The organism is Hyalangium gracile (genome assembly GCF_020103725.1).
Taxonomy (GTDB): Bacteria; Myxococcota; Myxococcia; order Myxococcales; family Myxococcaceae; genus Hyalangium; species Hyalangium gracile.
In genome coordinates, this window is record NZ_JAHXBG010000022.1 from 71,906 (window position 1) to 86,407 (window position 14,502).

Consider the following 14,502-nt stretch of genomic DNA (forward strand, 5'->3'; position numbering starts at 1 on the left):
CGCTGGCGGTGGGCGGGCCCTGGCTCGGCGCGGATCACGGCTGCTGGATGAGCGAGGGCGGCTCGCCCTTGAGCACGCAGAGGTTGGTCGTCTCGTCGCAGGTGGTGGGGAAGGCCGGGTCGATGGAGAGGCCGGGCTGCGGCTGCTGGCAGATGGTGGGATCTCGCACCGGCTGGCCGTTCACGTTGCGCGTGCACTGGAGGGCCGGGAACATGCCGACGGCCACGTAGGTGGCCGTGCAGTCGTTCTCCGTGAAGGTGAGGTCCGCGATCCACTGGGTGCCGGGGATGGCGGCCGAGCCCTGCACGCGCACGTTGCTGAACTGGTAGCGCAGATCCCTCGTCGAGCCGTCCGCCTGGGCGATGCGCTGGCGGGCCTCGGACATGGAGGGCACCACGCAGAGCTCCTCCTCCTCGCTGGGGTACTCGGTGGTGAAGTCCCCCGAGGTGGTGGCGGAGTTGGCGGTGTCCTTGCCCTGGTTGGCGGCCAGCGGCGCCGGCTTGAAGGTCAGCGTGGGAGGCTGGCCCGAGCCCGGCGTGCGGAAGATCTGCGCGCCCACGCGCTCGGCCGTCTTGTTGGCGCACGGGCCGTTGCCGCTGACGAGCACGTAGCGCACGGCGTGCTCGCCGCGGCCGATGGTGCACTGGGGCAGGGGCTCGCTGGTGTCGCACGCGCTCAGCAGCGCCGCGCACCCCAGCGGGAGGATCCAGGTGAAGGCGGAAAGGGTCTTCATGAGAGGGGCTCCGCTTAGAACGCGAGGCGAGCGCCGAACCGGATGCTGCGAGGCGTCTGGTAGGCGGTGGGCTTGCCGAAGTTGGGGTTGACGATGACGTCGCGGGTGGTGCCGCGGACCTTCAGGTTGGCCAGATCCTCCCGCGTGCCGCCGACGAGGGCGTCCACCGTCTCGGCGGTGTAGCGCTGGTCCACGGCGGTGTACTGCTGGAAGTTGAAGAGGTTGAACACGTCCACGCTCAGGCTGGCCACCATGTCGCGGCTGAGCCGGTAGCTGGCCGTCAGGCGCGTGTCGAAGTTGTGCACGAAGGGCAGCCGGCCCCCCGCGCCGCGCGGGAGGATGAAGGTGAAGTCCGGACCATAGATGTAGTGGGCGCCCGTCACGTTGATGGGCGCGCCGGAGGTGCCCCGGTAGGACATGCCCAGGTTGAGGCTGAGCTGGCCGTTGATGGGGAACTCCTTGGCGCCGTACAGCTTCACCGAGTGGGTGCGGTCCAGCAGCAGCAGGCCCGTCTTGTTCTCCGTCAGCGAGATGAGATCGAAGTCGGAGGTGACGTTGGGCGCCAGCTGCAGGTTCTCCGGGCGGAAGAGGCCCGAGTAGTTGCCCCACAGGCGCGACCAGGTGTAGCTGGCCTGCACCAGCCAGAGGTCCGAGAAGGCCTTGTTGAGCTGCAGGGTGACGGCGTCGTAGTTGCGCACCGGCTTGGGGAACTCGGAGGCGATGCCGCGGCCCGGGTTGCCGATGAAGTAGTTGGTGGCCTCGTTGCGCGACATGTCCTCGATGACGGCGTTCATGTCGCGGTGGGTGTACTGGAGGCCCAGCGTGGCGCGGGCGAAGAGCTCGTAGTCGGCGCCCACCACGAACTCATCCGAGGACTGCGGCTCCAGGTCCGGATCCACCGGGCTGTTGATGGCGAACGTCTGGCTGTACTTGGGGCTGAGCAGGTTGGCGTTGCTGCTGGGCACCACGTTGGCGTCGCTGGCGCACTCGGAGTAGGGCGCCGCCTGGACGAGCGGATCGCACCCGGGCCCATCTCCCTGGGCCGCGCGGCGGCGCGTGGCCTGGATGCGGGTGATGTTGGAGAACTGCGAGTTCACCATGGCCAGCACCGCGTTCTGGTAGTAGCGCGCGAAGCTGGCGTAGAGCTTGGACCGGCCCTGATGGGTGGGATCGTAGATGACGCCGATGCGCGGCGACAGCTGGTTGCCCAGCCGGAAGGCCACGTCGCCGCCGGTGCCGTAGACGGTCTGCGTGTCGTAGCGCACGCCCGCGTTGAGCGTCACCTTGTCCATCACGCTCCACGAGTCCTGCAGGAAGCCGCCGATGGCCAGCGCGCGGGTGGACGGGTTGACGGAGGGCTGGATCACCACCTCGTCCGGCCCGGTGAGGTAGCCGAAGGCGCGGAAGTCCGAGAACGTCTGTCCGTTGACGGCCTCGCGGTAGAAGACCTTGCCCGAGTAGCCGCGCACGTCCTCGTTGGTCATCAGCTCCGTGTCGAAGCCGGCCTTGATGACGTGGTGGCCCAGGGCGGTGAGCAGCGCGGTGCCCACCACGTTGCCCTGGTAGCGGTGCACGGTGCGGTCCTGCAGGAAGCCGGGGCCGCCCAGGAAGTAGCCGTTCACCGGGCAGCGCACGGCGTTCACCGTGCCGGCCGGATCACACACGGAGGGGTCCGGCAGCTGCTCGAAGTCGTTGATGGAGTAGAAGTGCGGCAGGCTGCCGGAGGGGTTGTCCGGGTTGGGCCGCGAGGAGCGCAGCATCTCGAACTGGGGCACGCCGGCCAGGCCCTCCGTGCTGCCGATGCCGCTGCCGTCCGAGGGCAGGGTGGCGTCGCGCTGGTAGTGCCAGCCCACGGTGGCGTCCAGCAGCAGCTTCTTGTCCAGGAAGGAGGAGGCCAGCTTGAGGGAGAGGTCCCGCGAGTTCGTCTCCACCCGGTGCGCGAGCGCCGAGTAGCTGCCGGCCAGGTTGTCCACCTCGACGGCGTTGTCGTCCACGCGGAAGGCGTAGCGGCCGTTGCCGCCCGAGCCGCTGGGAGCGCCGTAGACGGACAGGGTGAGGGTGTGGTCCGCGGCGGCCTGCCAGGTGAGCTTGCCGATGTACTGCACCTGGCGCTGGTCCACGAAGGCGTTGGTGGTGGTGCCGGGGATGGGCTCGGTGCGCGTCAGGCCGTTCTCGTTCAAGACGGGCCGGTTGTTCTCGTCCAGCACGAAGGTGTTCAGGTTGCGCTGGAGCTGGCGCCGGGTGAAGGAGGGCGCCACGCCCACGTAGAACCAGAGCTTGTCCTTGAGGATGGGGCCGCCCAGGTCACCGCCGAAGTCACCCAGGTTCCACAGCTTCTGGGTGGTGGTGATGGTGCTGCCGGCGCGGATGACGGGGCGGGGCGTGCCCTCGAAGGCGCCGGGGGACAGGTTGCTGAAGAGCGTCCCGTGGAACTCGTTGGAGCCGGACTTGGTGACGGCCGTCACCACGCCGCCGGTGGAGCGGCCGAACTCGGGCATGAAGCCGCCGGTGATGACGTTCACCTCCTGGATGAACTCCACGGAGATGGGCGAGCCGAGCGTGCCGGTGGAGGGGTTGCCCGTGGACAGGCCGTCCACCAGGAAGCCGTTCTCCGGGGACGTGGTGCCGTTGAGCGAGATGCCGTACGCGTCCGCGTTGGCGCCGGGGGCCAGATCCGCCAGGCTCTCGAAGGAGCGCGCCGCGCTGCCCTTGGAGCCGGGGCGGGCCACGGCGATGTTGCGCACCACGTCCGTGTCCACGCTCAGGCCGGTGCGCGTGGAGCCCACGTCGATGGCCGGCGGCGTGCCGAGGAGCTCGATCGTCGTCTCGAACTGATCCGGGAGGAGCTGCGCGTTGAGGCGGATGGTGCGGTTGAGCCGCAGGGTGATCTCCGTGCGCGAGTAGGGCTGGTAGCTCTCCTTCTCGAAGCGCAGCGTGTAGACGCCGGGCGGCAGCTGCGGGATGCGGTAGGTGCCGCTGGCGTCCGTGACGGCGATCTCCTCGCCCTGCAGCGCGGTGGAGGTGGCGGTGACGACCACGTCGGCCACGGGCTTCTGGTCGCTCGCGTCCACCACGGTGCCGGTGATGACGGAGGCGCTCTGCTGGGCCAGGACGGTGGGGGCCCAGAGGGCCGTGCACACCGCGAGCGCCAAGGCCAGGGCCTGACTTCTCTGAAGACGATTCACTGGGAATGCCCTCTCGGATGGGTGCTCTTCCGCGCGTGTGCGGAGGCACCAGGGTCTCCCAGCTATACCCCAATTCCTTGAATACTTGTGAACACTTGATCGAATGTGATTGGACAGGGAGGCGGAGCGGAGAAGACCCGTCAGGTCGGCTCGAGCGTGCGAACTCCGTGGAGCAGCAACGAGCTGAGGGCTTCAGGCGCCGCCGAAGAAGGAGACCTCGAGGAAGCGCACGAAGAGGTTGCACGCGGCGTGGAAGAGGGCCGCGCCGACGACGGTGCCGGTGCGCTCGCGCATCCAGCCGAACAGCAGCGCGGGGAAGAAGACGGACAGGCGCCAGGCCTGGAAGATGGCCAGGTGGCCCAGGGCGAAGAGCACCTGCGTGAGCCAGAAGGCGGGCCCCAGCCGCACGCCGAACACCTTGCGTCCGTGCGGCCATGCGTCGCGCAGCCGCGTCTGCATGTAGCCCCGGTAGAAGAACTCCTCGGGCAGCGCCACGACGAAGAGCTGGTCGATGACCCACTCGGGGAAGCGCGGCGGGAGCCGGGGCGTGAAGTGCGCCACGCCGACGTGCGGCGACAGGAGCCGCGCCAGCCCCGAGGGCAGGTGGGGCAGCACCTCCACCCAGAGGTAGAAGCCGGCGAAGAACAGCGGACCGACGATGAGACTGAACGTGAGGAACAGCCGCACGTCCTGGCGCCAGGCACGCAGCGTCAGCCCGTAGTCGCGGTAGTCCTCGTCCCGCCAGCGCATGGGGATGAGCGGCAGGTAGAGGAAGCCCACCGTGGCCACCAGCTTGGGGATGCTGCTGCCGCCGAAGAGCACGAACGAGACGATGATGCCCAGGAAGCCCACGGCCCACAGGACGACCACCTCCTGCACCGCGGACAGGCGCGTGGGCGGGGCGAGGGCGGAGCTCATGGGCTCCCCGCCGCGGAGGCGAGCTGGAGCTTCACGGCGGACAGCGGCAGGGCCCGGCACCCGGTGGCCCGGCGCTGGACGACGACGGCCACCAGCCGGCCCTGCGTGTCGAACAGCGGGCTGCCCGGGGGAAACGGGAGATCCAGATCGACGAAGGGCTCCTCCTTCGCGCCCTTGGCCACGGCGGTGAACGGCTGCGCCGGCCGCTTGCCCTTGCCGCGCACCACGCCGATGAGCCACTGGCCGGCGAGCCCCTCGGCCTGCACCTTCACCGGCACGGAGGGGTAGGTGCCGCTGGGCGCGGCGATGACGGCCACCTTCAGGTACGCGTTGGCGAGCACCACCGAGGCCGGCAGCCGCTTCCCGCCGAACTCCACCTCGGTGGTCTCCAGGCTGACATGGTCCACGGCGGTGAGCACCTGGCCCCCGGAGCCGACGATGACGCCCGGGCCGGAGCGGCGCGGGGCGACCACGCGCACCACGGAGCGCTCATGCAGCTCGAGCGCCTTCTGCAGGTCCGCGCGCGTGGGCCGGTCGGGGCCGGAGGCGTGGGCCGCAAGTCCGACACAGAGGAGCAGGAGGGCAGGGAGGCGAGGCGTCAACGCGGCCGGCAGGTTACACCGAGCCGCGCGCGGCGTGGGGGCCTTCCGAGCGGCGAGCAGGCATCCGACTCGCACCTGGGGTGCGGGGGCCTCTCTGGACATCCCCAGGGCGTCCGTTGAGGATAGAGGGCAATGAGCGGGAAGCTTCCTGGAAGGTGGTGGGCCCTGGCGTCCCTGGCCCTGGTCGGGCTGGGCGCGTCGCCCGTGGGAGGCGCCGAGGCTCCCTCTGGCGCTCAGGCGGATGGGCTGGTGGGTGTGGTGGTGGCGACCCGCACGTTGGATTTGGGGCCCAAGGTGGCGGGCCGCCTGGAGGACCTGAAGGTCCGCCTGGGTGAGCGCGTGGCCGCCGGGCAGGTGGTGGCTCAGCTGGAGACGCAGACGCTCCAGCACGAGCACGCCGCGCGGCAGGCGGGCGTGAAGGCCGCCGAGGCGGACGTCAACCGCAACATCATCCTGCTCACCCAGGCCCAGCAGCGGCTGGAGCGCGAGAAGCGCATCAAGGACTACTCCGCCGCGGAGGCGGTGGAGACGGCCGAGAACCAGGTGGCGCTGGCCACCGCCGATGTGGAGCTCGCCAAGGCGCGCGCCTCCGAGGCCCAGGCCCGGGCGTCCGAGGCGGCCATCAGCCTGGAGAACGCGCGGGTCCGCGCGCCCTTCGCGGGGCTCGTCTCGGAGATCTACCTGTACCCGGGCACGCAGGTGACGCAGACGACGCCCGTCATCCGGCTGGTGAGCGAGGAGCTGCGGCTGCGCTTCGCCGTGCCCATCGCCCAGGCGGGGCTGCTCCGGGTGGGCTCGACGGTGTCGGCCCGGGTGGAGACGCTGGGCATCGTCCTCACGGGCGTGGTGGACAGCGTCTCTCCCGAGGTGGATCAGGCCTCGCGGCTGCTCAAGGCCGAGGCGCGCCTGGACATTCCGGCCTCGCACCGGGGCAAGGTGCCCAGCGGGCTGCTGGCCCTCGTGCAGCTGGGCGCCGCGCCCGCCACCGCGCAGAACAGCGGGCCCTGAGTCTCAGGGCGCGAGCACTCGCGCCAGCTCCACCCGTCCGCGCTCCATCCGGGCCACGTCTCCCGGGTTCCAGTCCAGCACCTGCGTCTTCAGGCCCCGGCGCCCGAGCTCCTCGCGCATGAGGGCGTTGCGGCTGGCCTCGGACGGCTCGCCCAGCCCCCAGCCGATGTCGGTAATGGGCTTGCCCACGCCCTCGAAGCCGTTGGCGTAGGGCAGGAAGAAGCGGGCCTGGCTGGCGGCACACAGCTCCACCGCCCCCGCGACTCCGGCGGTGGTGCACCGCAGCCGCTGGTGCTCGTAGTCCTCGTAGAGCGAGCGCAGGTGCTCCCAGGGCAGCGCCGCCCAGTAGTGGTGCAGCCCGCCGAAGAAGGGCGAGAGGAACTCACGCTGGCAGCACAGCAGCAGGTCCACCGGGCCCCGCCGCCGGCAGGACTCGGCCATCACCTCGAGCATGTTGCCCGCCGGATCCTCTCCCGTGTCCACCAGCAGCGCGCACGAGAAGTCCTCGGTGGTGAAGCGGTAGCAGTTGCCCCAGCTGCGCAGCCCCTCGCGCAGCGCCCGGCCCTCGCGGGTGGGCTGCTCGCCATAGAAGGGGAGGATGTCCACCTCGATGTCGCCGATGCGCAGCGTCTCGCCCCAGGCCGGGGCGCGGGCCGCCTGGCCACAGGTGCGCAGCTCCGCCTCGAAGTCCTGGAAGGTCAGCAGGTTGGGGCGCGTCACGCGCGGGACGATGACGGGCACGTCCGCCCGCGCCAGGTGGGCCATCAGCGACGGCATGTGCCAGTGGTCCACGTGGCTGTGGGTGATGGCGACGGCGTCCACCGCGTCCGGCCGCAGGTTGCCGGGGACCTGGCCGATGCTCTGCATCCGCCGCTGCAGGGTGATGGGATCCACCAGGATGCCCGCCGTCCGCGAGCGGATGAGCAGGCTGGCGTGCTCACGCCGGTAGAGGCCGGGGCCGCTCGGCTCGGGCCAGAGCAGCTCGGGCGGAGGAGCGCTCACCAGCCGCCGCACCCAGGCGTCCTCGTCGAAGGGCCAGGCCTCGCGCACCTGCTCGGGGTCCGTCGCGTGGGTGGCCGTGCGCAGGAAGTCCGCCACCACGGACACGGCGTCCACGTCCAGCGTGGAGGACAGCCGCTCCTCGGCGTCCTGGAAGAGGATCCACCAGTGGGAGGCCTTGGGAAAGAGCACGTCCTCGTGGACGAGGTAGCCGCCGTCGGCGACGCCCTCGGGGCGCAGCAGCGGCTCCTTCATCTTCCCGTTGAAGTGCTCCAGCAGCCGGCGGGACGCCCGAGGCTCGAAGCGCGCCTCGATGAGGCCCTTGATGAGGTCCGGGAAGGGCACATCGCTGCGCTCCGGGAGGGACGTCAGATCGATGATGACCTCGGGAGCGATACGCATATCTCACCCTGCCTTGCTGATGCGCTCTGGCGAGGAGCGCTCCTGCGCCGCGACGAGCTCGGCGTAGTGGCCGCCCAGGGCCATCAACTCCTCGTGGCGGCCCTTCTCCACCAGCTTGCCCTGGTTCATGACGAGGATGACGTCCGCCTCGCGGATGGTGCTCAGGCGGTGGGCAATCACCACGCGCGTGCACTTGAGCTTCGCCAGCGCGTCCTGCACCGCGCGCTCCGTCTTGGCGTCCAGCGCGTTGGTGGCCTCGTCGAGCAGGAGGATCGCCGGCTCGTGCACCAGCGCGCGGGCGATGGCCAGGCGCTGCCGCTGCCCGCCCGAGAGCGAGGCGCCCATCTCGCTGAGCACCGTCTCGTAGTTCATGGGCATGGCCATGATGTCCTCGTGCACCTGGGCGCGGGCGGCGGCCTCGGCCACCTTCTCCAGGGGCAGCGTCGGATCGGCGAAGGCGATGTTGCGGCGGATGTCCCCGCGGAACAGCGAGGGGCTCTGCAGCACCACGCCCATCTGCTGCCGCAGCTCCTGAAGATCCATGTCCTGCAGCGGCATGCCGTCGTAGCGGATGACGCCGCCGGTGGGCAGGTACAGGCCCAGCATCAGGTGCGCCAGGCTGGACTTGCCCGCGCCCGAGCGGCCGACGACGGCCACGAACTGGCCCGGCTCGATGCGCAGCGACACGTCCTGCACCACCATGGGCGAGTTGGCGCCGTAGCGGAAGGAGACGTTCTCCAGCTGGACGCTGCCCAGGAGCTTGGGGGTGTGGCGCCTGGCGGAGGGCTGCTGCTCGCGCGGGGCGCGCATCACGTCGTCCACGCGCTCCAGGTAGCTGCCCACCACCTGGAGCTGCAGGCCGATGCTCACCAGGTTGGAGATGGGGGTGAGGAAGCCCACCGCCAGGGCGTTGAGGGCCAGCATCTGGCCCAGGCTCATCTCCCCGTCGAGCACCTGCATGGCGCCCACGGTGAGGATGGCCAGCGGCGAGGCCATGCGCAGGGTGCTGGTGATGGAGTCGGTGATGGCCTGCAGGCGGCCTCGCTCCAGGGTGACGTTGAGCACGTCCACGTAGAGGTTGGACCAGTGCTGCACCGCCCGGTTCTCCAGGCCCATGGCCTTGAGCGTCTGGATGCCGGCGAACATCTCCACCTCGTAGTTCTGCGCCGAGGCGCTCACCTCGAGGTTCTTGGCCATCAAGTCGCGCTGCCGCCCCTTCGAGAAGGCGAAGACGAGCACCTGCAGCAGGCTGAGGCCCACCGCCAGCAGGGCGATCTGCCAGCTGCCGGCGAACAGCAGCGCCAGGTACACCAGCACCAGGCTGCCATCGAGCAGGCCGGACAGGGCGCCCGCCGTCACGAGCTCGCGCAGGGTGCTGTTGCTGTTGAGCCGGTTGATCAGGTCACCGGCCGAGCGCAGCTGGAAGAAGGAGAAGGGCAGGTGGACCAGGTGGTCCAGGAAGCCCAGCGTCAGCCGCGTGTCCAGCAGCGTGCGCACGTGCAGCAGCAGGTGGGCGCGCACCAGCGAGGAGAGGAACTGGAAGAGGGCCAGCGCGGCCATGCCGGCCGCCAGGATGTTCAGCAGCGTCTGGTCCCCGTTGGGCACCACCCGATCCACCACCGCTCCGGTGAGCGAGGGCAGGGCCAGCGAGAAGAGCTGGAGCAGCAGCGACATCACCGCCACGCGCACCAGCGTGGGGCGCTCCTGCAACAGCATTCGTACGTAGCGCCCCGAGCTCTTCGAGGAGTTGCCCGTCTTGAACTCGTCCGAGGGCTCGAAGAGCAGGGCGATGCCGGTGAAGGACTTGCCGAACTGCTCCATCGGCACCAGGCGGCGGCCGAAGGAGGGGTCCACCACCTCCACGCCCTTGCGCACCACGCGCTCGAAGACGACGAAGTGGCGGAACTCCCAGTGCAGCACGGTGCCGGCGGGCAGCAGGTGCAGCTCGTCCAGGTCCACCTTGGCCGCGCGCCCGATCAGCGCGAAGCGCTTGCCCGCCTCGAGCAGCGCGCGCGCGCTGATGCCGCGGATGGTGAGGCCGGCGGCCACGTGGATCTCGTCCAGGCTCACCGTGCGGCCGTAGTAGCCCAGCACCATGGCCAGGCACGCGGCGCCGCAGTCCACCTGGGCCACCTGTGGCACGAAGGGCACGCGCCGCCGGAACAGCGTCTCTCCCAGCCGGTGGAGCGCCGGGAAGCGGTCGGCGAAGGAGCGCGAGGAGGACTCCTCCTCGGACTGCTGCTCCTGCTGCTCCTGTTGCTCCTTCTGCGGCTGCTCCTCACTCATCGTCGTTCCTCAGGTACTCGAGGATGGGCAGCAGCGTGACCCAGCCATTGCGCGCGCGGACCTTGATGCGCGCCGTACCGGGCATGCCGGTGTAGTAGTTGTAGTCGCGCTTGTCGGTGCGGAAGGAGCTGGCCGGCAGGCGGGCCTCCACCACCATGACGGGGCCCTCGAGCTGCACGGCGTCTCCCAGGTCCGGCCCCAGGTAGCGGCGCACCTCGGCGGGGCCCACCAGCTCGTCGCTGAGCGAGTCCACGGTGAGCTCCTGGTACAGGTAGGGGAAGCCCTCCAGCTCCAGCCGGAAGCCCTGGCCGGGCTTGATCATCGGCCGGTAGCGGCCGGGCACCAGCGCCTGCACCCAGCACTCGGTGCCCTCGCGCATCACCGAGACGACCACCTCGCCGGTGCCGATGACCTGGCCCTCGCGCACGCGCACGTCGTGGATCCAGCCATCGAAGGGCGAGCGCAGGGAGCGCTCGGCCAGGCGGGCCTGGCTCAGATCGAGCGCGGAGCGCATGTTCGACAGCGCCTGCTGGGCCGCCGTGTTGTTCGGGTTGAGCAGCGTGGCGGCCAGCTGGGTGCGGAACTCCTGCTCCAGCCGCTCGCGCTCCACGGACTCGAGGCTGGCGTACAGCTCCACCAGCGGCTCGCCGGCCTTCACCTGCTGCCCGCGCTTGACGCGCACCCGGCTCACCTTGCCGCCGGCGTTGGAGATGACGTCCTCCACGCCCTTGACTTGAACGAAGGCGGGGCCCTGGGCGTAGTCGTGGATGTCCACCAGCGCCAGGCCCACGCCGCCCACCGTCACCAGCGCCACGACGATCCAGTACGCGGTGCGGGCCCAGATGGGCGCCAGCTGGAGCAGGGCGCCCTGGGCCTCGGGCCGGGCGTGGTGCTCCAGCGCCTGCTGGCGGAAGAGCTTCTGCGACGTCTCCTGGGTCATGGTCTCTTCTTCCCCGGCGGGCGGGAACCGGGCCCCCTGGCCCTGGCTGGCGAAGAATACCGGTGCCGCGAGGCCACGGCTACCTACGTACCCTTCTTCCGGCGGGCCAGGCGCGAGCGGTACAGCCGGACCAGGAAGTCGTGCAGGACGAGCTCATGGGCGCGCTGCTCCTCGGGCAGCAGCCGGTTGACGTGCATGTGGAGGTAGCTGCTCGCCAGCTCCCCCACGGACACCGAGAGCTTGCCCGCCTGCTCGGCCTTGCGCAGCAGCTCGGCCACGGGGCGGGTACGGGCCGCGCGGCGCTGGAAGGCCAGCAGCCCGTCCCGGAAGGGACCCTGGGCTTCAGCCGGCGCGCTCAGCAGGGCCTCGAGCTGCCGGCTCTCGCGGCGGTAGCGCGCGCCCAGCTGCACCTCCAGGGCCTTGTTCGCGTGGAACTCGGCGCCGTAGCCGGCCCGGTTCTGCTCCACCAGGTCCAGCTTCTGCTCCAGCGTCATCCCCAGCTCGTCCATCAGGGCGTCCATGCCCTTGAGGGCCAGGCGCCAGCGCAGCTCGGCCCCCGCGTCCGCCGGGCACGTCTGGAGGATCTCCAGCACGGCCAGGCTGTCGGCGCAGAAGAGCGCCTCGGAGAGCTCCGTGCCCACCGGGCCGCCGTAGCGCTCCAGCTCGCGCTCATAGGTGTCCAGCTGCACGCGCCAGCCGGTGCCCTCCTGGAGGAAGGCGGCGCACGCCTCGCGCAGCCTGGGCCACACCTCGGCCTGCAGGCGCTCGGGAGCGCCGTGGAAGCGCAGGCGCAGGTGGGGCTCCGGATCGTTGTAGCGGATGAAGAACCACCGGTCCGTCGCGCCCGAGGCCTGGGCCTGCCGCAGGGCCTCGCCCAGCGTGCTGGCCAGCAGCCGATCCAGGGTGATCGTCCCTCCGTAGAGCTTGAGGTAGAGCCACTCGGAGCCCGGCGGGAACTGGCGCGCCCGGGGGCGCTCCTCCACCGGAGGCGGCACGGGGCGGCTCGGCTTGACGGAGGCGGCCTGGCGGACGAAGGGGATGACCAGCTCGTGCACGTAGCGGCCATCGCCGCTCTCCGCGCACAGCCCGTCCGGGCCGGGGAACAGCTCCTCCAGGGTGAGGCGCGAGCGCGCCTTCACGAGCTGGACGAGCGTCTCCACGCACAGCACGTTGTCCAGATCGACCAGGAGCTGGTTGTCGTCGTCCTTCACGCACACCCAGCGGGGCATGCGCATCCGGGTCCGCACGCGCTGCACGGCCTCGAAGCGGGCCGCGCCCTGGGCCTCGCCCCAGGCGCGCAGGGTGTCGCCCTCCACGTTCCAGCGCGCCAGGCAGAACACGGTGCGGCCATGCACCACGCGCGGCAGGAAGGAGGCATTGGCCAGCGGACCCCACTGGAACTCGAGCCCCAGGCCATGCGGGCTCTGCATCAGGCCCAGGAACCGGTACACCCCCACGCCGTAGACGCCGTAGTTGTGGGCCGTCGTCATCCGGGGAATGACTTCGCGCCCCAGCCGCTTCGAGCGCAGCACCAGGCGGCCCCCCTCCTCGGAGAGCCACAGGTCCGTCAGGGGGAGCTGCTCGTCCAGGGCCGCGCCGGACTGTCCCAGGAAGGGCAGCTCGTGGCGGCGCAGCAGGGGGCGATAGGTGATGTTGCTCATCCGCCCCTGCGGCAGGTGGACGAGCTCCGCGAAGATGGCGTCCGGCCGGAGCGCTTCCTCGGCGCGCAGGTGCTCGCGGACCAGGCCCGCCAGCTCCGGATCCCCGTGGCAGAAGCGCCCCAGGTAGACGGCGCCCGAGGGCCCGTGGGCATTCTCCAGGTGGAAGCGGAACTCGCCCCGGTCCATCGCCTCCGGGGAGGCGGCGGACACCGTGCCCAGCACGCCGAAGGCATCCGGCAGCGGGTAGGGATCGGGCGCCTCCAGGGCGCGGAGATCCTCCGCGGTGAGCACCAGCTCTTGGGCGCCCTCGCGCCAGGTGGACTCGAGCAGGCGCAGCAGGTGGTGGTGGCGCGGCTCGAAGGAGCCCTTGTCCTGACGGCGGCCTCCAGGGAAGGCCAGCCCCGCCAGCAGCGGGCCGGTGGTGGTGCCCGGCGCGCGGCCGAAGGTGAAGCCCACGCCGTTCTCGTCGTCCAGCGCCTCCAGCAGCGGCACCGAGCGCCCCTCGTAGCGCTTGAGGAAGCGGGTACGGAAGAGCTCCAGCGGGTGCTCCGCGCGCTGGCTCGGGTTGGTGCGCCGCAGCGCCTCGAGGCTGTGCTCCAGCTCCTCGAGCACCGCCGGCGAGAGGGTGGCCTGGGTGACGGGGCGGAACGCCTCCACGTGGAAGAGGTGGCCCTGCTCCACGGAGACGGAGACGGGCAGTGCCTCCAGCTGCTGGGACAGCTCGCGATAGACGTGGGCCGGCTGGCCGGGCGGCGCCGCGTTCAGCTCCGTCAGCCGAGACTGCACGGCGCTCAGCTGCTGGCGGATCGGCTCCAGGGCCGGCACCTGCCGCGCGCTCTCCACGAGGGCGGGCAGGGGCTGGGGGCCGGTGAGGGGAGGGCCCCAGGTGGGCACGAGCAGCTGCTCGCCCACGAGCGTCTCCAGGTACGACAGGGCCTCGTCCAGCGCCACCTCGGGATCGCTCTCCACCAGCGCGGCGGCCAGCTCCTCCAGCGAGGCCCCCGCGCGGGCCCGCTCGAGCGTGGCCTCCAGGTAGGGCGAGGGCTCCACCGCCACCAGGTGATAGCTGTAGTCCCGCTCGCGCTGGCGCGTCTCCAGGTAGCGCAGCCGATCGGCCACGCGGTACAGGCTGGAGTTGGGCACGTAGCGCAGCGCGCGCAGCACCTCGGGCGCCTTGCGCACCTGGGCCACGAGCGCTTGCAGGTAGTCGAAGTCCAGCCGCACGTGCCGGCGCAGCGCGCCGCGCTCGGCCAGACGCAGGCGGGTGTGCTCACCGAGCCGGCCCACGGAGTGGCTGCCGAACAGGCCGAAGGGCGTGGCGCGGCTGGCCATCCGCGTGAAGTAGCGCACCAGCGTGCGCTCCACCTTCTGGCCTCGCTCGGACTCGGGGCTGGCCTCCCACTGCGGCAGGCTCTCCACCAGGCTGGGCGAGGCCAGGAAGAGCGCCTCCTGCACCAGCGGATCCGCCACGTGCCGCCGCAGCCGCTCGCGCAGCAGGGCCGCGTCGTGGGCCAGCGCATCGGCTCGGGCGCTCTCGGGCGCCTGGCTCGCGCTCAGCCCCTGGCTCCAGGCCAGCAGGATGTCGAGGGGAAGGACCGGGCTACGGACGGCGAAGAACCCTGACGCGGAAAAGCCCGTTCGCGGCGGGGACTCGTTCATGGGATCCGTCATCTTTCCGAGAGGATACTCCATGAACCTCGGGGGGGTGGGAAACGCCTGGGTTCAAGCGCTTCCCTTCTCCCCGATACGACAGGAGATGCGGCGTCAG

General features: G+C 70.9%; 9 protein-coding genes. 1 reads left to right on the top strand and 8 read right to left on the bottom strand.

Features of this window, described 5'->3' with window-relative positions:
- Nucleotides 1-34: 34 nt before the first annotated feature.
- The 4 genes from KY572_RS34580 to KY572_RS34595 all read right to left on the bottom strand — a co-directional run bounded on the left by KY572_RS34580 (nucleotide 35) and on the right by KY572_RS34595 (nucleotide 5,438).
- A complete protein-coding gene (locus tag KY572_RS34580) occupies nucleotides 35-733 on the bottom strand; it encodes a hypothetical protein (RefSeq protein ID WP_224247943.1) in 699 nt (232 codons plus the stop codon).
- Nucleotides 734-747: 14 nt separating this feature from the next.
- A complete protein-coding gene (locus KY572_RS34585; protein ID WP_224247944.1) occupies nucleotides 748-3,885 on the bottom strand; it encodes a TonB-dependent receptor in 3,138 nt (1,045 codons plus the stop codon).
- A gap of 225 nt (nucleotides 3,886-4,110) precedes the next feature.
- A complete protein-coding gene (mrtX, locus tag KY572_RS34590; RefSeq protein WP_224247945.1) occupies nucleotides 4,111-4,836 on the bottom strand; it encodes a myxosortase MrtX in 726 nt (241 codons plus the stop codon).
- Nucleotides 4,833-5,438 (bottom strand): MXAN_2756 family trypsin-like serine endoprotease, encoded by a 606-nt coding sequence (locus KY572_RS34595; protein WP_224247946.1) that lies wholly within the window; start codon nucleotides 5,436-5,438, stop codon nucleotides 4,833-4,835. The genes mrtX and KY572_RS34595 overlap by 4 nt, the downstream gene beginning before the upstream one ends.
- Nucleotides 5,439-5,570: 132 nt before the next feature.
- Between KY572_RS34595 and KY572_RS34600 the strand changes: the two genes are divergently transcribed.
- On the top strand, nucleotides 5,571-6,446 hold the full coding sequence (locus KY572_RS34600; protein ID WP_224247947.1) for an efflux RND transporter periplasmic adaptor subunit: 876 nt from the start codon (nucleotides 5,571-5,573) through the stop codon (nucleotides 6,444-6,446).
- 3 nt (nucleotides 6,447-6,449) lie between these two features.
- Here KY572_RS34600 and KY572_RS34605 read toward each other — a convergent pair whose 3' ends face one another.
- From KY572_RS34605 to KY572_RS34620, 4 genes are all read right to left on the bottom strand, one after another.
- Nucleotides 6,450-7,847: an MBL fold metallo-hydrolase gene (locus KY572_RS34605; RefSeq protein WP_224247948.1), complete on the bottom strand. Its 1,398-nt coding sequence runs from the start codon at nucleotides 7,845-7,847 to the stop codon at nucleotides 6,450-6,452.
- 3 nt (nucleotides 7,848-7,850) lie between these two features.
- On the bottom strand, nucleotides 7,851-10,133 hold the full coding sequence (locus KY572_RS34610; protein ID WP_224247949.1) for a peptidase domain-containing ABC transporter: 2,283 nt from the start codon (nucleotides 10,131-10,133) through the stop codon (nucleotides 7,851-7,853).
- A complete protein-coding gene (locus tag KY572_RS34615; RefSeq protein WP_224247950.1) occupies nucleotides 10,126-11,073 on the bottom strand; it encodes an efflux RND transporter periplasmic adaptor subunit in 948 nt (315 codons plus the stop codon). The genes KY572_RS34610 and KY572_RS34615 overlap by 8 nt, the downstream gene beginning before the upstream one ends.
- Before the next feature lie 83 nt (nucleotides 11,074-11,156).
- Entirely contained in the window at nucleotides 11,157-14,405 is a 3,249-nt protein-coding gene (locus KY572_RS34620; protein WP_224247951.1) for a lantibiotic dehydratase, read from the bottom strand.
- Between the last annotated feature and the right edge of the window lie 97 nt (nucleotides 14,406-14,502).

Excerpts from the sequence above, each read along its gene's own strand:
- mrtX (WP_224247945.1), bottom strand. The coding sequence starts at position 4,836 with ATGAGCTCCGCCCTCGCCCCGCCCACGCGCCTGTCCGCGGTGCAGGAG.
- KY572_RS34600 (WP_224247947.1), top strand. The coding sequence starts at position 5,571 with ATGAGCGGGAAGCTTCCTGGAAGGTGGTGGGCCCTGGCGTCCCTGGCC.
- KY572_RS34610 (WP_224247949.1), bottom strand. The coding sequence starts at position 10,133 with ATGAGTGAGGAGCAGCCGCAGAAGGAGCAACAGGAGCAGCAGGAGCAG.
- KY572_RS34605 (WP_224247948.1), bottom strand. The coding sequence starts at position 7,847 with ATGCGTATCGCTCCCGAGGTCATCATCGATCTGACGTCCCTCCCGGAG.
- KY572_RS34580 (WP_224247943.1), bottom strand. The coding sequence starts at position 733 with ATGAAGACCCTTTCCGCCTTCACCTGGATCCTCCCGCTGGGGTGCGCG.
- KY572_RS34615 (WP_224247950.1), bottom strand. The coding sequence starts at position 11,073 with ATGACCCAGGAGACGTCGCAGAAGCTCTTCCGCCAGCAGGCGCTGGAG.
- KY572_RS34620 (WP_224247951.1), bottom strand. The coding sequence starts at position 14,405 with ATGACGGATCCCATGAACGAGTCCCCGCCGCGAACGGGCTTTTCCGCG.